The sequence below is a fragment of the Cupriavidus malaysiensis genome (assembly GCF_001854325.1).
GTDB lineage: Bacteria > Pseudomonadota > Gammaproteobacteria > Burkholderiales > Burkholderiaceae > Cupriavidus > Cupriavidus malaysiensis.
Genome location: NZ_CP017755.1, coordinates 931,955 through 951,542, shown reverse-complemented (window position 1 = coordinate 951,542; position 19,588 = coordinate 931,955). Strand labels below are relative to the sequence as shown.

Sequence of the window (19,588 nt, the reverse complement as noted above, 5' to 3'; positions counted from 1 at the left end):
CGGCGATGGTCGAGCAGGCGATGTGAACAAGACGGACCAGCGGCGGCCAACCGCAATCTTTTTTGTAACCCCGGCAACCCCGGCACTCCGGATCACGGCAGGCGCCGTCATCCCAGAATCACGAACCCTCCGGGCAATCGCGTCACCTGCGCGTGATAGATCTGCTGGATCTGGCGGATCGCCTCATCCAGGTCGGCGATGCGGAACTGGCCGCTGAGCCGCCGCGACGCCAGTTCCTGGTTCGACACCATCACGCGGCCGCGGCGATAGCGATTGATCTCGTCCACCGCTTCGCGCAGGGGCACGGCGCGGAACAGCAGCTGGCCGTGCTGCCAGGCGCTGGCGACTTCGAGGTCGACCGCGCCGGCAGGCCCGACACCCTGCCGGTCGTACCAGACGCGCTCGCGCTGGCGCAGCGCCATCGTGCCGCTGGCATGCGCCAGCCGTGCCTCGCCGGCGGTACAGGTCACGCAGTAGCGCGTGCCGGCACGGCGGACCTCGACGGCGCCATCGCCGGGCACGATGCGTCCGCCACCGGCGACGATCTCCACCTGGCCGGCGCCCGGCTGGCGGCGCAGCGCGACCTCCCCATCGATCAGCAGGATGCGGTCACCGCCGGCCGGGCCGGCACCGCGCGCGATATCGATGCTGGTCTGCGTGTTGAGCAGCAATTCGAGGTTGCCGGCCAGGGCCAGGCGTGCCTGCTCGCCCGTCGCGGTGCGGTGGTCGGCGGCCATGTCCTGCAGCGAGGGCCACAGATGCAGCGGCGGCCGCAGCGTCACGGCCGCCAGCGCGGCGGCGGCGCCGGCCACGGCGGCGCCCCGCAGGAAGCGCCGCCGGGATTCCACCGGTGCCTGGCGCCGCAGCAGGGCCGCGGCCTGGCCGCGGCCCTCCGGGAACATCTCCTCGTAGCAGGCCTGCGCCTGCCCGATGGCCCGCCACGCCTGCTCGGCACGCGCCAGCGTCCGCCGGTGCGCCGGACTGCGCGCGCACCACGCCTTGAACTCGCGCGCATCCCGCTCCGTCGCGGCGCCGCTGCGGAGCCGGCGCAGCCACGCCCTGGCCTGCGCATCGAGCGCGGCGGCGTCGTCCTCGGCCTTGTCTGCTTGCATGCCCACCCTATTCGGTCTTCATTACTTTCCTGCGCGGCGGCGCCCGCGCATCGCCATGGCGGCGGCCATGGCAGGACAGGCGGAAACGCCGGCCACCTGCTTCATCAGACGGCCCGGGGCGGCGGCAGCCGCATCGGTGTTTTCCTGGGGAGCCCTCACGCCGGATCCGGGTATCGCTCGATCTGCCGCGCCAGTGTCTCATGCGCGAGGTGGATCTCCAGCTCCACCTTGCGCAGCGAAATGCCGTAGCGGCGGGCCAGCTCCTTCTGCGGTATGCCGTCGACGCGCGACGCCACGAAGAGCTCGCGGCGCAGCGCGGGCAGCCGGTCCAGCGCGCGCGCCAGCGCTTCCAGCTCGATCCGGCCCAGCGCCTCCTCGGCCGGGTCGACGGCCGCCACTTCCTGGTCGATCAGGTACTCCACTTCCTCGCCCGTCAGCAGGCGGCGGTCCGAGCGGATGCGGTCGATGGCCAGGTTGAGCGCGGTGCGCAGCAGGAAGCCGGAAGGATCCCGCACCGGGGCTGCCGTGCCGCGCGCCTGGAGCCGCAGGTAGGTGTCCTGCATCACGTCCTCGGCCAGTTCCCGCGAACCCACCCGGAAGCTGACGCGGCGCTTGATGAGTTCGTAGTGATCCAGCAGGAAGCGGACCAGGTCGGCGGGCTGGTTCATGCGGCCTCCACCCTGCCGGCCGGCGCGAGGCGGGCGGCCGCGCAATCGCCGCTCAGCGCGGGCGCCCTGGGCAGGATGACCAGGGTCATGGGCTGCACCATCCCGGGCGGGACCGGCACGGGCATCTGCAGGCCCTGCAGCCGGCGCTGCACACGCTGATCCCGGACGGCATTGCCGCTCGGATGCAGCAGCACGCGCTCGATGGCCTGGTCCGCGCCGATCCAGAGGCGCAGCGCCAGGCGATAGCTGCCCGGCATCGTCACGGGATCCCCGCACAATGCCTGGCCGATGCGGGCCTGCAGGACCGCGTAGTAGGCAGTGGCCCCGCTCGCTTGCGCCCCGCTCTCCGCGGCGGCAGGCATCCCTGCCCCGGTGCCTGCGGTGGCCGCTGCCGCTGCACGCCCATCGAGCAGGACCCACGCCGCCGGCGCCGTGCTGCTGGCGATGATGCCGCTTCCCGCCAGCAGCGTGCGCAAGGCGGCCTCGGGCGTGAACTCGCCTCGCAGCGGTCCGGCCTGCTTGCCGGCGGTGATGGCATCGTCGTAGAGCAGCGAGTGGCCGCTGGTCCGCAGGTACTGCTCCAGTGCCTGGCGCATGGGAAGGCGGCCGATGTCGAAGCGCAGGGTCGCGCCGGTCTCCGGCGCCACGGCCTCAAGCATGCCTTGCGCCGCCAACGCCAGATGGCAGAGCAGCGCCAGTACCCAGCCGATGCACAGGCAGCGGCCGCCATAGCGGACGCGGCGCGGTCGTGGAAGGAGGGCTGTGGCCATGCATCGGGTCACGCGCGATGCGGGATCGGACCGCATCGGGAACGGAGAGCACAAGTCGCGCCCATGCTGCCCCGGTCACATGTCAGCGTTGTGACAGGGTGTACTCCCACCCGGACAGGCGCTACGGCATTCCGCTGGGCTCGGCGCGGATCCCGGCGGCGCCGGGCTACCTCGCGGCCGAGGCGGTCCGGCTCGACCCGCGCGTCGGAGCGTGTTTCACAGCCCGCTCCAGAGCGCCGGCACCGCTTCCGAGCGCGCCTTGGGCGCGTGCCGACGCACCGGTTTCTCTGCCGGCGCGGGCACACTGCCCGCCCCCCCGGCCCGTGCCAGGGTACGTCGTGGCGCACTGACGCCGCCGACGGCGCGCCGGCCGGTCAGCGCCGCGCAGTGGTCCAGTGCCTGGCGCAGCGCGGTATCCACGTTGCGCAGCGAGATGCCGTCGCGCGCCGCCACCTCCTCGCGCGTCAGCTCCTCCAGGCGCAGGCCCACCAGGACGCGCCGATGGCGTCCCGGCACCTGCTGCAGGGCCCGGTCCAGCGCCGCCAGGTCGGAACGCGCCTCGGCCACCGCGTCCGGCCCCGGCCCGCGGTCGGCCAGGTGCTCGAACACCAGGTCCGGATCCACCAGGGAGGGCCACAGATTGCGGTCGCGCAGCTGGTCCGTGGCCACGTTGCAGGCGACGCGGTACACATAGGCCTCGGCGCAGCGCACCGCATCCGACACGGTGGCGCTCCCCAGCCGCAGCCAGGCTTCCTGCAGGCTGTCGCTGGCCGTGTCGCGGCAGCCGAACTGGCGCATCAGGCGCCGGTGCAGCCGGTCGTAGTTCGTCACCAGGATCTCGCGCAGCACGACGGCGGCGGCCTCTTCACCGGTCACTGCGCCGGTCGCCGCGCCACCCACCGCGCCGGGCGCGCCTTCGAGTGGCTCGGGCGCCCGGACGCAGTGCGGGATGCTCATATCCATCACAGGTTTTCCTCCGTCTAGCAGGGCCGGGGCGAAGCCGGCCAACGCCTGCCCCGCTCCGATACGCGAGCTCTCATCGACGCCTCCATCGGCGCTCCCATCGACGTCCCCGTCTACGCCCCACCTACGAGATGGGCCCGGGCGCGCACGGCGTTTCGACCGTCCTCACTGAAGAGACGTTTGGGGAGGAGGAAACCCGCAAACTGATTGCCGTGTCATGGAACCTTCATGGCGCGCGGTGCAGCGGCCCCGCGCCCCGTGCCCCTCCCCGCACCACAGGTCGATGGACGATCGCGCGCGGCGGCAGGGCGCGCGCCAGCCGGAGCGGCCGCACGCACGACCGCTCCGGCAAGCGCAAGGGTGTCGCGCCGCGCCGCTCAGCGCGACAGGTTCTTCCGCTCCACCGACGTCAACTGCATCTTCTGGCGCTCGCTCAGCTCCCCGTTGCCGATCATCTGGAAAGCACTGGCGGGGTCATAGCTGGCGCGGTCCTGGCGCGTGGGCTGCGCTGCGGCCGGCTCGCCCGTGCCGGACGGCTGCGCGTCGCCGCCCAGCATGCGCACAGTGAAGATCGATGGCAGGCCCTGGCGCTGCGCGGCGCGCTCGCGCGTCATCGCATCCTGCGCCGCGGCCGCCGCCTGCGAGGCCACCGCGCTGGCATTGCTCAGCGCCCCCACGTTGACGCTGGCCACCACCGGCAGGCCGGTCGACTTGCCCTGCACCTGCACATTGGCCGCGTTCACCACCTGCAGCGCGGCAAAGTTCACGTTGCCCGAGACCCGGATGCCCGCCTCGCCCGCGTCGATGGTGCCCAGCGGCGCCACCAGGTCCACGTCGCCCGGCGGCACCTCCGGGATCGGGCTCAGCGTGGCGATGCCCGCGCCCGAGGACGGCACGTTCGGCGACACCGTGACATTGCCCAGCGCGTCGTAGACCCGCTTGGGCGGGGTGTACACCACCGTGGTCTTGGAGCCCCGGCCGGCGTTGATGTCGCCATCCGACGACCAGCCCTGGATGCTGCCGCCGAAGGTGGTCATGACGCGCGACAGGCCCAGCAGGATGCTGCCCTTCGAATACAGGGCGATGTCGCCCGAGCCTTGCGTGATCAGGCCGGCGCCGGCTCCCGCCGGCACGCCCTCCACGCCGACCAGCGTCTGGCCACCCGGGTTGAGCAGTTGGATGTCGCCGCCGAAGTTGGTGTGGATGCCGGCGTCGGTGATGACTGGCACCGTCTGCCCGTTGACGGTGGTGGAGCCCGTGATGCTGCTGAACATGGTGATGTCGCCCCGGTAGGCGATCGCCTTGCCGCGCGCATCCATGGCCGGGAACAGCGTCGCGATGGCCTCGCGCCCGCGCAGGTAGCTGCCGTAGCGCGTGCTCGCCGGGTCGTTGTACTCGCGTCCGCCCAGCAGCAGCTCCTGGAAGTAGACCTGCCGCGCGAAGACGCCCTGCTGCGCCTTGGGCAACGCCAGGAAATACGCCAGCGCATCAGCCGCCGTGCCCTGGTAGCCGAAGCGCTGCCGCAGCCAGGCCAGCAGCTCCCCGTCGTAGGCATGCGCCACCTTGCCGCTGCCCGCCAGCGGCGTGCCGGCGTTCAGCTGGTTCGCCGCATCGAAGTAGAGCCTGGCGAAGCCCGTGTAGTCGGGGCCGTTCGCGCCGACCCCGGCCAGCACCGTGATGCCGGCCCCGCCCGACTTGTTCGACACGTTGACCACGTCGCCCACGCTGGTCAGCGCGCCGTAGTAGCCCTGGTACAGGTTGCGCCCGGCCTGGACCTGCAGCAGGCCGGGGCCGACCACATTGACCGACTGATAGAAGATGTCGCGGCCGGCCTGCATCACGGTGATGTCGTTCGCCCCCACGTTGAGGAACACGCTCGGCACCGGGCCCGTCCCCACGATGTCCCGGCCCGCGAGCACCTCGAACGGCTTGGCCGCGACATACCACGTACGGTGCGTCGGCGTGAAATTGCTCGAGGGCGACCGGCTCCGTACCGGCGCCTGTCCGATCTGCAGGTCATCGATATCGATGCCCGCATAGACCAGGGCCGGGCGCGGATCCTGGGCATGCAGGTTGCTCGTGGGGTTGTCTTCGCCGAAGGCGATCGGGTTGGAGGCGTTCACGCGCACCGCGCCATCGACGGCCGCATTGCTGAGGCCGCCCGCGCCCGAGGTGGTCTGGAACAGCGGCCGCGCGGGGGTCGCCAGGCTGGCCATGTCGGCGCCCGACATGGCCACGACAGAACCCGAGCCATAGATCGACCCTGCCGCGAGCAGTTCCAGCTGGCCGATAGGCGACGGAATCAGCTCGATAACGCCTGGCAGGGCACCCGCGGAGTCCACCTCGCGCAGCCGGATGTCACCATTGGGCGCGGCAACGGACAGGCTGCCGGGATAGAAGCCATTGCCGTTCTGCCCGCTGCTGCCCGCCACGGCGCCGTTCAAGGGCGCGACGTCGCCGCCCGCGGCAAGCAGGCGGATCGCCGTCGCAGGCCGCCACAAGGTGAACTGCGCGTTGGCGCCCTTGACGATCTTGGCCGGAGCACCGCTTGCGCCGGGCACCGTGTAGAGCATGCCAGCGCTGTCCGCGAGCGCCGTCATCCCGGCATCGCCGGCGCCGCCCAGCACCAGGTCGCCGCGCGTGGACACCGTCACGGTGCCGTCGCCCGGCACGACCGTCGGACCGGGGGTCTGCATCGAGCGCTTGAGCGTCGCGCCATCCAGTACGCGGGGATCGTACGACGTCCAGTACGACCCGCTCGTGTTCTGCTCGATCACGCCCACCGCCCCGGCATCGATGGCGATGTCGCCCCGCAGCGCGGTCACCGAGCCGAAATAGTCCGAGGCATAGCCGTTGGAACCCTGGGCCTGGCGGCCATTGAGGACGCCGCCGACCTTGACGGTCAGGTCGCCGCCGCCGGTCTGCAGCAGGGTGCCATCCGCCATGACCCGGCCGCTGGAGGCGACGGCGAGATCGAGACCGGTCGAACTGTAAGGGGCGCCGTTCGCCGTCACCCCGGCATGGCGTCCGGCGATCACCGTCAGGTTGCCGCCGCCCAGGGTCCCGATGCCCTGGAAGCCGATCAGCCCCAAGGCGGAACCGTTGGGATTGGTCTTTGCCATGGCGCCGAAGTTGATCCACCACGCGGCCGGATCAGGGCTGATCCCTCCGCCGCCCTGGCGCCACAGCCAGTTGCTGGTCAGGTTGCTGTCGACGAAGCGCAGCGTGTTGTCCGCGATCTGGATATTGCCGGTCACGTCCTGTTGCGCCGTCAGCAGCAGGTCGCCGCCGTGCTCGGGGTACCACGCCTGGGACGCGCCGCCGCTGACGCTCGCGGCAAGATCGTAAGGGTTGCGGCCGTCGGCCGTCCTCAGCGGCGCCGACTGCGTGCCGGCGGTGTAGACGCCGTAAGGCGTGGCTTCGCTGAAGCTGCCGCCGGCCAGCAGGTCGAGGCTGCCGGTGCCCGTGCGCAGCACGCTGAAGAAGGTTCCCGCCAAGTCGGCGTTGTAGGCCGGGTCGTTGAGCGTGAGGTTGCCGCCGCCGCCGAGCGCCTGCGTCGCCTGCAGCGCGCGCTGGTCGGCCGCGGCGATATCCGCGCCCGCGACCAGGCGCAGCGACGCCGACAGCGAACCGGGCGCCAGCATGCTCGCGCGCGCCGAGGTCGCGGCTGCGGCGGGGCTGCCCGGATCCGTCTGCAGCGACAGGCCCGTGACCGTGTTCTCCAGGCCGACCGCGATATTGAGGCGCTTCAATTGCGTGCCATACGGGATGACGGTTCCCGAAGCATAGGTGGTGCCGTCGACGGCCTGCGGCCGGAAAGGCATAGGCAGGGCTGCGCCGGTGGCCAGCGTGGGCACGGTCCATCCCCCAGGCTCGGTCACCGCCACGATATTGCCGGGTACCAGGCGCCACAGCAACTGGCCCTGCGCGCCGAAGTGAACCTTATCGGTGGACAGGGCAGACGGCAGGATGGCGGCAAAGGTGGGCGCGACGGATGCGCCGGCCTGGAATCCATCCGAGAGGCTGCCGCCGATGGTCAGGTTGCCGCCGGCGCGGACCACCAGGGCCATCGGTTCGCCGGCGCCGTAGGTCGCCGATGCCGGGTCGCGATCGGCGCCCGCTCCGTAGCGATACCTGGCCAGGTCGATATCGCCCGAGGTGGAAAGATCGCCGCTGGAGGCGATCTCGACGCCCGGCCGCAGGTGGAAGGCGGCGCCCAGGGCCGACAGGCCCGCCATGCGCGAAGCGAGCGCGGCATTGCCGAGCGCGGCGTGGATGAAGTCCGTGCTGGCGGCGTCGTAACCGTCGAGCGTGGCCTGCGAAATGGCGCTGCCGCCGGGCAGGTCATAGGTCCAGAAGGCATTGAGCGCGAGGCTGTTCGCGCCCTTGATGGCGAGCGGGCCGCTCGCGTTGATGGCGATATCACCTGACGTCTCACCGGTGCGCTGCGCATTCAGCACGATATCGCCATGGGCCACGCCATCCGGCGTCGACAGGTCGATGGCGGCGCCCGGCTGCAGCGACAGGGTGCCGCCGGCCGCGGTGAGCTCGACATGGCCGCGGTTCTTCGCCTCGATCGGCTGCCCGTAGCTGTCCACCTGCAGCACCGTGCCGTGCGCATCGAGCACCGCGCCCGCTGCCAGCGTCAGCCCCTTGGCCGCCGACAGCCGGATCGTCCCGGGCGCCGCCCCCGATGCGTCGATGGTGCCGTTCACGGTCAGCTGCCCGCCGTCCGTCGCGATCGACACCTGGTGCGCCTTCACGCCGTCGCCGACCACCAGGTCGCCCTGCCTGGCGGTGAAGCTGCGCGCATCGAAGAAGCCGCCCCGGGTCAGCGCGGCATTGAGGCCGGCAAAGTCGGCGAACGTCCCCGCCCGCGCACTGAAGTCGCCGCTGGCCTGGCCCTCGGTCGCGCCGCCGTTCAGCGTACCGTTGAGCGCGACCTGCCCGTTGCCGGCATCGATCGTGATCTCGCCGGCGTTGGCATGGGTGGCCGAGACGTCGATGATGGAACCGCCGGCCTGCACCACGCCGCCCTGCGCGCTGCGCAAGCTGGCCGTGCCGCCGAAGCCATACACCGTGGCCCGCTGGATGGCCGACGGCCGCCCGCTCAGGTCGATGCGGCTGCCCGCGTCCAGCGCGATATCGTGGGTGGCGTTCACCACCAGCTTGCCGCTCGGCAGCAGGATGGTGCTGCCGATGGCGACGCTGTCGCCGCCCAGGTCGATCTCCGCGCCCGCCACGGTCGAGACCGCCTGGCTCGGCGCCTGGCCCGGCGGCGGCGCCACGTTCAGCGCCCCGCCCGCCGTATAGGCCATGATCGACTTCTGCATGCCGGTCAGCAGCGGCGTCGCCAGCGTCAGGTTGCCGCCGCTGCCGCTCTGGCCGAACACGGCGCCGGCGTCCGTGCTCGGTGCCTGGTAGACGAAGAGCGAACCGTTGCCGGCCGACACGATCTTCTCGCTGGCCTTCAGGTTGACGTTGCCGAAGCCATAGACCGTGCGGCTGACCTTGGCGTTGTCCAGCGACATAAACTGGCCCAGGTCGATCTCCCTGGCCACCAGGTCCAGCGTGCCCAGGCCGGTGCCCGGGCCGCCCGCGCCCACGGCCGGCGGCGAGGTGCCCGGCACCACGCTCCAGACGATCCTGTCCGCGGCGAAGGTCGCGCGGTCGCCGGCGTTGCCATAGCCGTAGAGCGCGGGCGTCGCCAGTTGCAGGTCGACGCCGGAACCGGTGGCATCCAGCCCGGTGCTGCCGAAGGTGTTGATGGCATTGGCCGCGCTCAGGGTGAAGCGCTGCAGCGCGGGCGCGCCATGGTCCGGGTCGCCGTGCAGCAGTGTGTTGAACAGCGCCTGGTCGATCAGCAGGCCTCCGCTCGCGCCCGCCGCCGTGACGGCGCTGGCGGCGCCCACATTGAGCGTGCCCACGGCCAGCGAGATGTTGCGCGCGCCGAAATGGGCGCTCGGATCGAGACTCGACTGCCCGTTGGTGGCAAAGGCCAGGGTGCCCTCCGCGTACAGCGACGAACCGGCGCCGACCGTGATCGAGCCGTTGCTGTTGGCGGAACTGAGCAGGTTCACGTTCCCGTTCGACAGGGCGAGCACCGTCACCGGGTCCGCCAAGTAGTTCAATCCCGTCGAAGCGGAGTCGAACGGCACCGCGCCCCGGCCGATCGTCGACAGCGTGACGCCACGGCCCACCACGATATTCCCGCCCACCAGGAACATCTCGCCCGCCTGGAGGGTCACGCCATCGCGGATGAAGAGATCCGCGCCATTGTTGGCGGCGAACTGCAGCGTGCCGTTGGCCTGTGCCACGAAGGCGTTGACGGTCAGGCGCGGCGCGCCGATGGCATTGATGCTGCCGGCACTCACCGAGACGCCGGGAAAGCCCGCTGTCGGGACCTCGTTGAACACCTCGCCGATATTGCGCAGCGACACCTGGCCGCTGATGCCGCCTTGCGCTGGGGAAAACAGCACCGTTCCGCCGAAGTTCAGCGCGGACGGCGCCGGCGTGGGCGACGGCATCGTCATGTCGCCGGCCGCATTGAACTGCACGTCCAGCACCTTGCCATCGATGGGCAGCAGCGGACGCAGGCCGCCGGAGAGCGCGGCCTGCGCCGTCAGGAAGTCGGCGTAGCCCTGTTCGTTGTAGTGGGAATACGAGCGCACTGCCGTGCCCGGGGTCACCAGCACGGTGGTGGGAAGCTGGCTGCGGATGCCGGTGTTCGCGATCCCCATGACGCCGGAAGTGAGATAGGTGCCGCCGCCGACGGCCGTCACGCCGCCCGCCACCTTGGCGCCGGTGGCGCCGAGTTCGACGCGGTAGGCGCCGGGCAGCAGCGCATAGTTGGACGGCAGCAGCGTATAGGTGCCCGCCGGCAGGCCCGGCACGCCCGCGCCCACGGTGATCTGCTGGCCGATGGCCGGGTCGCCGGCGCCGTTCTCCGGCGCCACCGGCGCGTAGCCGGAGGCATAGCCGGGCAGGATGGCATAGACCTTGTCGCCCGCCTTGCTGAAGCGGTTGGCCGGGTTGGCATTGACCAGCGGCGTGCCGAGGATGTCGACCGAGCCGCCCCGCCCGGAGACGAAGCCCGCGCCGGTCAGCGTGCCGCCGCCGGACAGGTCGATGAGCGCGCCGTCGCGGACGTTCACGGTCTGGCCTTGCAGCTGTACGCCGGACTGGACGCCGATTGCGCTATGCCCGGACAGGTTCAAAGCCTGGACCGCGTTGCCGTTGTAGTTGTATGTGACGCCATCGATCGTCCCGCCGTAGGGCATCGTCAAGCCGGCCATCGATACCGACGTCACGCTGCCGGGCAGCAGGTCGACTGTCTGCGCGAGGATCGAGTACGCATTCCCTCCGATCGTGATACCCCCGAACGGAGCCCGGACGATCCCGCCCTGTTCGATGACGGGGGCAACCAGGCTGAGATGGCCGAAGACCGACAGCGGCGCGTCCGGCACCGTGGCCGTGGTGCGGCCGATCCTCAGCGTGCCGGCATAGCCGTTGTTGTTCTGGCCGGCGATCACGCTGGCGACCGCATTGGTGGCCGGATAGACCTGCGCCGCTTCCAGGTCCAGGTCCCATGACGATGCCAGCATCGTGCCATTCTGGACGGCGGTGGGCAGGAAACGGATGTCGCCCTGGCTGACCAGCTTCGCCACGCGGAAGCCGGGCGCCGGCGAGTTGAGATAGGTATCCTGCGCGGGATCGAAGTAGCTGTTGCGGGCCGAGAAGACCACCAGGCCCTGGACGTCGATCTGGTTCGCGTCCACCTCCAGGGTCGCCGTGGTCGGCGACGGAGCAGCCCCCGGGTTATAGATGGTGCCGCTGCGGCTGCCGTCGCGCACGACCACCGGCGTACCGCTGAGCATGACGTAGGGCGCCGCCAGGCGGACGGCGCCGCTGCCTGGCGTCAGCGCCGGATCGGTGCCCGGAACCCGCGGCCCGGAGGTGAACGCTCCGGCATTGAGCTTGAGACTCTTGTCCAGGGAGAGGGAGACATCGCCGGAGAAGACGAGGTAGTCGCCGGAGGACAGGGACAGGGCGCTGAAGCCGCCCTGCTTGACCATGTCCGCGCTCACCGCCGCCTGCCCGAGCGGCAGCGCGGCCACCGGGGCACCCGGCCCGGACAAGGCCGCCGCGGCCGGACGCGCCTGCGTCACCGTCATCACGCTGGGCACCAGCACGCTGAACGGGATCTGCGCCAGCGGATCGGGGAAGGCGGGCGTGACCAGCGCAACGGACAGTTCCCCGCCGGCGGCCCCTTTTGCGCCCGCCGCGGCATGCAGGTTCCCACCCAGGTCCAGGCCGCTCATCGAGGACAGCGCGATGTTGCCGCCGTTGCCCGCCAGCGTGATCGCGCCCGCACCGGCCTGGCCCGCAACGGTCGACGCATCGACGGCCGCGGCGCTGCCATCCGCGTTCAGTTCGGCGCCAGGGCGGATCACCACAAAGGCGGTGCCGCCGCTCACCTTGATGGTGCCGCCATCGGTGACCGTGCCATAGCGGCGGCCCTGGGCATCCACCGCCGTGTAGGCCTGGCCCGAGACATCGAGCCGGCCTTGCGGGCCGATCCACACCGACACGCCGCGGTTGACCCCGGCCGCATCGAAGTTGCGCGCCAGGTCCGTGCTGCCATCCGTTTCATTGACCAGGCTGATGCTGCCGCCGCGCGCCGTCAGGCTGCCATCGACCGTCACCTGGCCGAAGGCATCGAGCCGGATGCTCTGCCCCGCATCGACGGCGATGCTGGCATTACTGCCGATCACGATGGCGCCGCCCGAGGGGTCGCCGCTGGCGGACTTGGCCAGCGAGCGCAGCACCAGGCTGGCGCCCGCGCGCTGGCTCAGTGTCGCGCTCTGCGGTTGTTCCGCGAACAGCGGCGGCAGCCACAAGGACATCGCCGCGGACGGATCGCTGCCCGCGCGTGCCTTGACGCTGTCGGACGTGAAGCGGTACACGGGCATGGCCGGTGCGATGGCGGTGCCATCCGTCATCAGCACGCCGCGGCCGCCGTTGATATCGTAGCTGGAGAAGCCGGCACGGAAGAAGGCGCCACCGAGCGAGGGCAGCGGCACCACCGACACGGTCTGGCCCAGGGCCACGCCGACCGGGATCACGGTACCGGCCTGGTAGGTCATGTCCCGGGTCTGAACCGAACCCGCGCCGTAGACGAGATGGTAGGGGTTGATGGCAATGCCATTCGGGAAGACGCTCGAGGGGATCACGGTCCCGGCCGGGAGGTGGTCGGGGCCGTTGGCGATGAGCGTCCCGGCCGGCATCACGTCGCCGGGATTGTAGTAGACCAGCAGGCCATTGCTCCCCTTGGAAGACAGGTCCACACCGTCCGGCACGACCCAGTCCGCGGCGGTCGGCACAGTGGGCCAGTTCACCAGGGAGATGACGGTGGGGGCAGGGACATCCAGCTTGAGCGTGCTGAACGTTTCCGTCAGCGTGAATGGCAGGGGTTGCCCCGCCCGGATCGTCAGCGGCTGGCTCAGCCTCACCGGCGTCGAAACCGGCGTGCCGGCGGCCAGCACACCGCCGCTCAGCATCGCGTTGTCGCCGATCAGCACACTGTCCGGCGATGAGATGGTCAGCGTGCCGCCGCCGTTGACGCCGTAGGCGCGGATCTCGCCCTTGATCGCCAGCGTGCCGTCGCCGCTCTGGTTGATCGAGTCCCCGGCGACCAGGGTGACGTTGCCGCCCTTGCCGCCCATCGTCTTGCCGCTGGCCAGGACCGCGCCACCGGACGACACGTCGATCACGCTGCCTTCGCCCAGCATGAGGTCGCCCGACGAATCGAAGGTGACGTTGCCACCATTGAGATAGGCGAGGCCCGTGAGCGCATCCGGATCGGTGCGGGCGTTGACCCACACCCCGCGCGCATCGATCGTTGCCCCCGGCGCCAAGGTCAGCGCGGAGGAGCCGTCGGCCGCCGTCAGCGCGACCGGGAACTTCGATCCGGCCTGCTGGAAGAGGTTCGACACGTTCACCGTGCCGCCGCGTACCGTCAGGTTGGCATCGATGTCGACCTTGGGCGCCACCAGGCTCAGCTGGCCGCCGTCGGCCAGCACCAGCGGCTGGCTCACCACGATGCGCCCGCCGCTGGCCAGGTCCAGCACGCCCAGTTGGAAGCCGTTCAGCATGCCCGCGTCCAGCCACACCGTGTTCTGCCGCTGCGGGTCGAGCGCATCCGCCGCACCCATGCCCGGCGTCACCCCCACCTCGGTGCCGATCTTCACCTCGCTGGTGAACACCCCGGTGCGCCCCGGCCCCGTGTACTGCCCCAGCGCCAGCCCGCCCGCCTGCGCCACCGCGTACTGCCCCTGCTTGTAGCCGTCGGCGAGGCCCGCCGCGCGCGCCTGCGTCTGCTGCGCCCCGTTGAACACCCGCGCCACCACCTCGCCTTCCAGCACCGCCGTCGGCGCGCTCACCTGCAGCCGCCCCGCGTCGCGCCCCACCGTGTAGCCGTTCTGCAGCACCTGCTGCGGCGCGATCAGCGGGCTCGCGTACGACTGCATCGCCGTCTTGCCCCAGCGCGGGTGCTCGTCGTCGAAGCCGGTGTAGACCCCCGTGTACAACACCCCCGCCGGCGCGTTGTCGGCCTTGGTCAGCGTCCCGTCCGCCGCCTTGAACCAGGTCTGCTTCAGGTACCCCGTCTGCACGTCCAGGCTGCCGCCCGACAGGTTGATCGACGAGCCCGCCTGCGTCACCACCTCCTTGCCGCCCAGCGTCACCGTGCCGCCCTGTGCCGCCCACTCGCCGATGCGGTGCCCCTGGTTGCCCAGGTAGCCGCCCACCTCCAGCAGCCCGCCTCCCGTGTACCAGCGCTCGGTCGCGTAGCCGCCCACGCCCGCCGGCACGTACACCAGCCGGCGCCGGTCGATCCACACGTTCGCATTGAGCAGGTTCCCGCTGTCGCGGTTGCCCGGCGCGTCGCGCTGCTCGTTGCCCTGCACGTTGATCTTGACGTTGTTGGTGTCCATCGCCAGCGCCACGCCCACCGCCCCCGACACATCCAGCTGCGCCCGGTTGGCCACGAAGCTGCGCCCCGTCGCGCTCACCGCGATCTGCCCGCCCGTGGCCAGCGTCAGCGAGTCGCCCTGGAACAGCACGTCGCCCCCGCTGACGATCTCCACGCGCGACTGGTCGCGCCGGTCCGACAGCTTCGACAGGTTGTCGAACAGCCCCGACGCCGCCCCCGCGCGCAGCAGGTCCTGCGCCGCCGAGTCCTGCATCAGCGCGTCGCGCTGGCTGTCCAGCGCCGTGGTCTTGCCGTCGTCGTCGATCAGCACCGCCGTCACCGCCCCCGGCCCCAGCGTCACCCGCCCCTGCGTGTCCGCCGCCGAGTTCAGCAGGTGCACCGTGCCGCGCGTGTTGACCGTGGTGGTCGCCACCGCCACCCCGAGCTGCTGCACGTCGCGCCCGGCCAGCGTCACGTCACCCTCCGGGGCCAGGATCAGCCCGCTGTTGGCCACCTTGCCCGCGCTTCCCGTGCCACCGCTGGCCACGAACTGCGGCGAGATCTCGTTGCCGCGCGTGGTCGACGTGGTGTTGCCGTCGGTGCCCACCCCGCGCCGGATCACGAAGCTGTCGCCCGCCGCCAGCACCGCCTGCCCGCGCGGCGTGGCGATCGTGCCCGCGTTGCCGACCTCCCCGCCCAGCAGCAGCACATAGCCCCCGCCCTGCGTCACCGTGGCCGGCGCGCGCGTGGCGATGCGCGCCCCGGCCTGCACCTCCACCTTGCCCAGCGCGTCGGTGAAGCTCGGCGTGGTGCCGTTCAGCCCGTAGATGCCGTTGCTGCTGAATTGCCCGTCGCTGATGCGCGCCGCCGCCGCCACCAGGTTGCGCGTGTCCACCTGGCTGGTGCCGCTGAAGATCACCCCGTTGCGGTTGACGATCATCACCGTGCCGTCGCCACGGATCTGCCCCTGGATCTGGCTCGGCCGCGCTTGCGGGTCGTTGACCCGGTTCAGCACCGCCCAGTCCGCCTGCTGCTTGAAATCCACCGTGGTGCTGCGCCCCACGTTGAAGGTCTCCCAGTTCAGCACCGCGCGGTCCGCGGTCTGCTGGATCGCCACCGTGGTCTTGCCGTCGGCCACCGTCTGCGCCGGCGCATTGGCGTTGACCCAGCCCTGCGTGAGGCTGTTGGTGTCGATCTTCAGGCCGCCCTCGGCCAGCCCGTCCGGCACTGTGGCGTTGGCCGCCGCAGCCGCCGCGCGCGCGCTGGCCTGCGCGGCCTGCATCGCCGCGATGCCCTGCGCGGCCGTGCCCAGGTTGGCCAGCGAGCGCTGCAGCTCGGCGCTGGCCTGTTGCTGCTGCGCCGTGGGGCTCGCCAGCGCCGACACCGGCATGCCGTTGGGCAGGCGCCCGGTCTGCTGTGCCGCGCTCTGCGCCGCGCCCTTGGCGGCGAACCACGCGCTGCTGAAGGCCGGAGCCGCCGCATGGGCCGTGCTTGCCACGAAGGTCAACAGGGCGGCCTGCACCAGGGGCTTGCATTGCCATGCACGCATGGCACGCATGGCACGTTCAGTGCGTTGGTGTCGGCGCGCAAGCGCGGGCCTGGAGGAATGGGACGGGACGATCTGGCTCGGTTGCATGTGGGGTTCGCCTTGGCAATCGGACGGCGGCCGCAACGTCGGCACATGTGCCGGCGGCCTCTTCCTCTATGACGCCGCCCATGTGCAAAACCCGCAACGCGAAAACAAAACGGAAGACGGTTCCCGCGCTGCCGAGGTCCGCCTCAGCCCAGCAGCACGATGCCGCCAGGCAACCGGGTCACGCTCGCACCCAGGACTTCCTGGATCTGTGCGAACACCGCCTCGAGCTGGTTGATGCGGAAACGTCCGTTCAAGCGGCTGCGCGACAGCTTGCCGTCGACCACCACCACGTGGCCCGCGCGGTAGCGGTTGATCTCGTCCACCACCTCCGCCAGCGGCGTGTCGCGGAAGACCAGCACGCCGCTGCGCCAGGCCGAGGCGATGTTCGCATCGGCCTGGACGGGGGCCCCGAGGACGCGCTTGTCGTAGGTCACCTGCTGTCCCGCCACCAGCCCCAGGCCGCGGCTGCCGAGTTCGACGCGTACCCTGCCGGACACGCAGGTCACGCAGACGTGCTGCCCCAGGTCGCGCACCTCGAAGCTTGCCCGCGTGGCGATGGCCCGCCCCTCGCCCGCGGCCACCACGAAGGGCTGCGCGGCGCCGCGGGTGTTGTCGACGGCGATTTCGCCGCCCAGCAGGTCCACGCCCTGCAGGACACCGGCAGCCCGCCTCAGCGCCACGCTGGTGCGTGTGTTGAGGTCGACGGTCACGCCGGGAGCCAGGGCCACCTGCCGCTGCTCGCCGGTGGCGGTATGGAGATCGGCGGCCAGGGACGGGAAGGCGCTCAGCAGCCCGGCCGGCGCCACCACGGCCACCGCGGCGCCGGCCGCGGTGGCAATGGCGCCGCCGAGGAAGGCTCGGCGGCCGATCCTGGGCGCACGGCGCGCGGCGCCGGCCTGCCGGCGGCGCACGGCCTCGCCGGCCGGAGCCAGTTCCCGCCACAGCCGGCGCGCCTCGGCAAACGCCGTGGCATGTGCCTCGCTGGTCTCGCACCAGTGCTTGAGCGCCTGGGCATCCGCCACGGTGGCCTCGCCGGACGCGAGACGGCGCACCCAGGCATGGGCGTCACGCCGCAGCGCCTGGGGTGTGGGCTGCCGGGGTGTCGCCTGATTCGTCGAGGTGTCGGGTGCTGCCTTCATCGATCCAAGTCTTCGCTGTTCCGCCATCTCCGGGCCTGGCCGGTCGCCATTGCGGCGGCCTTATCACCATGACGATTCCCGCCGCCCGGAACCGCAAGCCATCGGAAGAAATTTTCGCCGCAGGCAGGGGCTATCTGCCGAGTTGCTCCGCGCAATGTTCCTGTGCCCGCTTCAGTTCCAGTTCCACCAGCCGCAGGGAAATGCCGAAGCGCTCCGCCACCTCGCGCTGCGGCATGCCGTCCAGGCGCACGGCCAGCAGGATATCGCGACGGCGCTGGGGCATCTGCTCCAGCGCCCGGATCAGTGCATCGAGCTCCGAGTTCGCCTCCGCCATCTCGGCCGGACCGGGCTCGGGACTCGCCAGGTCGAGCATCAGCTCGACCTCGCCGACGCTGAGGCGGCGCTCCTCGGCACGCTGCCTGTCGATGGCGGAATGGAAAGCCATCCGGTACAGGTAGGCGCCCGGATTGCGCACCGCCTCGATGTTCTCGCTGTTCTCCAGCCGCAGCCAGGTGTCCTGCAGCGCGTCGCCGGCCAGGTCCGAGGAACCCAGGCGCCGCGACAGCAGGCGCTTCAAATGACCGTAGCGCTCGACCAGGTAGTCGCGCAGCAAGGTGCGGGCGCCATCAACCATGGTGCCGACGGCCCGCGGGCGAGGATGCCGGCGCGGCAGGCAACGGACATCCCCAGTTCTGGCCGGACGCCCGCGGCATCACCACCAGTGTGAACGGCTGTGCCAGCCCGGCAGGCAGCGGCTCGCCCACCGGCGCGCCGCGCAGCGCCTGCTCCACCAGTCCGTCCAGCGCCTTGTCGCCGGTCGAATCCAGCAGGCTGACGCGCCCGATCGTGCCGGATACATCGACCCACAAGCGCAGGGCGACGCGGTAGCGGCCCTCCGCGAGGGTCGGCTGCGCGCAGAAGGCATCGCGCACCCGGCTCTGCACAAGCCCGTAGTAACGACGCTGGGACAATGCCGCCTCCGCCCCCGTGGCGCCGGCCTCGGCCACCGCTTCGGGCCGCACCGGCAACAGCACCAGCGTGTCGGATCCGGTGTAGCGTGGCGCAAGCCCGCTGCCTTCCAGCAGCGACTGCAGCGCCGCTCGCGCGGTCATCACGCCATGGACGCCCGGCGAGGTCCGTCCCGCCGCCAGGGCACTGTCATAGATCAACGACACACCGCTGGCCGCGCCATACTGCTCCAGCGCGGACAGCAAGGACTGGGGGGCAATCTCGTACGAGCGCTGCAGGTCCGACGGCGACGCGCTGCCGATCGCCACCGGCCCGGTCTCGGGCGGCGGTGCTGACACGGCAGAAGAGGAAACGCAGGCGCTGAACATGGCGATGCACAATCGCAGTGTCGGCCGTGGAGCGCCGGAGGCGACGTTTCCAGGCATACCCGGGGCAAAGGGCGCACGACCCGCCATGCCCGCCTGGCACGGCGGCAATGGGGGGATAGCGCGGGGATTGGAATCAGCGCGTAGGGTAGTGACGCTGTGTGTCAGTGTTGTTACAGGGGATCCTGAAGACCTCTGAAGCCGGCGCCATCGCTATCGATGCTCGCCGGTTCGAGAGCGTTCCGGCACAAGGTCACTCTGAGCCTGCAGGTACGGGCTCGCAGGAGGAAGACGTGGGAATCGACAGAAGTGTCTTGGAAACCAACGGCGTACCCGCCACCATGCGCCCGGATGCCGGGCCGCGGCAGGCCGCCCTGGAAACGATCGTGCGCGGCGTGGAAGGCCTGCGGATTCCTGCCTCGCTGGATTGGGCCGCCGCGCGGCGATACCTTGCGGACAACGATGGGCAGTGGAAATTCTCCGCCGTCCTGGTGGCGATCGTGGCGCGGGACGAGCCGACGATCCTGCTGACCAAGCGCTCGTGGAATCTGAGCGAATACTCCTCGCACGTGAGTTTCCCCGGCGGACGCCCGGCGGACTGCGACGACGATGTCGGCGCCACGGCCCTGCGCGAAGCCTTCGAGGAGATCCGCCTGGAGCCCGGCGCTGTGCGGCTGGTCGGCTGCCTGCCGATCCACAAGACAAGAAAGCGCCATCACGCCATCTTTCCCGTCATCGGCATCGTGCCGGCTACAGCCGGCTGGGAAGCGGCCCCTGCCGAAGTCGAGGAGATTTTCGAGCTTCCCTTCGCCACGCTGCTGGATCCGACGCTGCCCAGGCAGTACCTCGATGGCGAACGCGCCGGCTCCTGGTACTGGGCGGATCAGCGGTATGACATCTGGGGGGTCACGGCGGTCATCCTGAAGTCGCTGGCGGCACTGGCTTCCGCCGCCGCCTCCCCGCCCGGCCAGGGCTAGCGGCAAGACCGGCGCCA

General features: G+C 71.1%; 9 protein-coding genes. 1 reads left to right on the top strand and 8 read right to left on the bottom strand.

The window, feature by feature from the left end; translation table 11 throughout:
• Positions 1 to 107 precede the first annotated feature (107 nt).
• The 8 genes from BKK80_RS23935 to BKK80_RS23900 form a co-directional block, all read right to left on the bottom strand.
• On the bottom strand, positions 108 to 1,112 hold the full coding sequence (locus BKK80_RS23935) for a FecR family protein (RefSeq protein WP_071071578.1): 1,005 nt from the start codon (positions 1,110 to 1,112) through the stop codon (positions 108 to 110).
• Between the two features lie 155 nt (positions 1,113 to 1,267).
• Entirely contained in the window at positions 1,268 to 1,780 is a 513-nt protein-coding gene (locus BKK80_RS23930; protein ID WP_071039554.1) for an RNA polymerase sigma factor, read from the bottom strand.
• Positions 1,777 to 2,550 carry a secretin and TonB N-terminal domain-containing protein gene (locus BKK80_RS23925; protein WP_071071576.1) on the bottom strand — a complete coding sequence of 258 codons (774 nt, stop codon included), beginning with the start codon at positions 2,548 to 2,550 and terminating at the stop codon, positions 1,777 to 1,779. The genes BKK80_RS23930 and BKK80_RS23925 overlap by 4 nt, the downstream gene beginning before the upstream one ends.
• Before the next feature lie 216 nt (positions 2,551 to 2,766).
• The gene (locus BKK80_RS23920) at positions 2,767 to 3,513 is read right to left on the bottom strand and encodes an RNA polymerase sigma factor (RefSeq protein WP_071021602.1); all 747 of its coding nucleotides are present in this window, start codon (positions 3,511 to 3,513) and stop codon (positions 2,767 to 2,769) included.
• A gap of 377 nt (positions 3,514 to 3,890) precedes the next feature.
• Positions 3,891 to 16,043 (bottom strand): filamentous haemagglutinin family protein, encoded by a 12,153-nt coding sequence (locus BKK80_RS23915; RefSeq protein ID WP_071071574.1) that lies wholly within the window; start codon positions 16,041 to 16,043, stop codon positions 3,891 to 3,893.
• 221 nt (positions 16,044 to 16,264) lie between these two features.
• Positions 16,265 to 17,260 (bottom strand): FecR family protein, encoded by a 996-nt coding sequence (locus BKK80_RS23910; RefSeq protein WP_071071572.1) that lies wholly within the window; start codon positions 17,258 to 17,260, stop codon positions 16,265 to 16,267.
• A 130-nt stretch (positions 17,261 to 17,390) separates the two neighbouring features.
• Positions 17,391 to 17,894 carry an RNA polymerase sigma factor gene (locus BKK80_RS23905; protein WP_071071570.1) on the bottom strand — a complete coding sequence of 168 codons (504 nt, stop codon included), beginning with the start codon at positions 17,892 to 17,894 and terminating at the stop codon, positions 17,391 to 17,393.
• Positions 17,887 to 18,537: a TonB family protein gene (locus BKK80_RS23900; protein ID WP_162287356.1), complete on the bottom strand. Its 651-nt coding sequence runs from the start codon at positions 18,535 to 18,537 to the stop codon at positions 17,887 to 17,889. The genes BKK80_RS23905 and BKK80_RS23900 overlap by 8 nt, the downstream gene beginning before the upstream one ends.
• Positions 18,538 to 18,755: 218 nt before the next feature.
• On the opposite strand from BKK80_RS23900, the gene BKK80_RS23895 reads away from it, so the two are divergent.
• Entirely contained in the window at positions 18,756 to 19,571 is an 816-nt protein-coding gene (locus BKK80_RS23895; RefSeq protein ID WP_236903940.1) for an NUDIX hydrolase, read from the top strand.
• Positions 19,572 to 19,588: the final 17 nt, after the last annotated feature.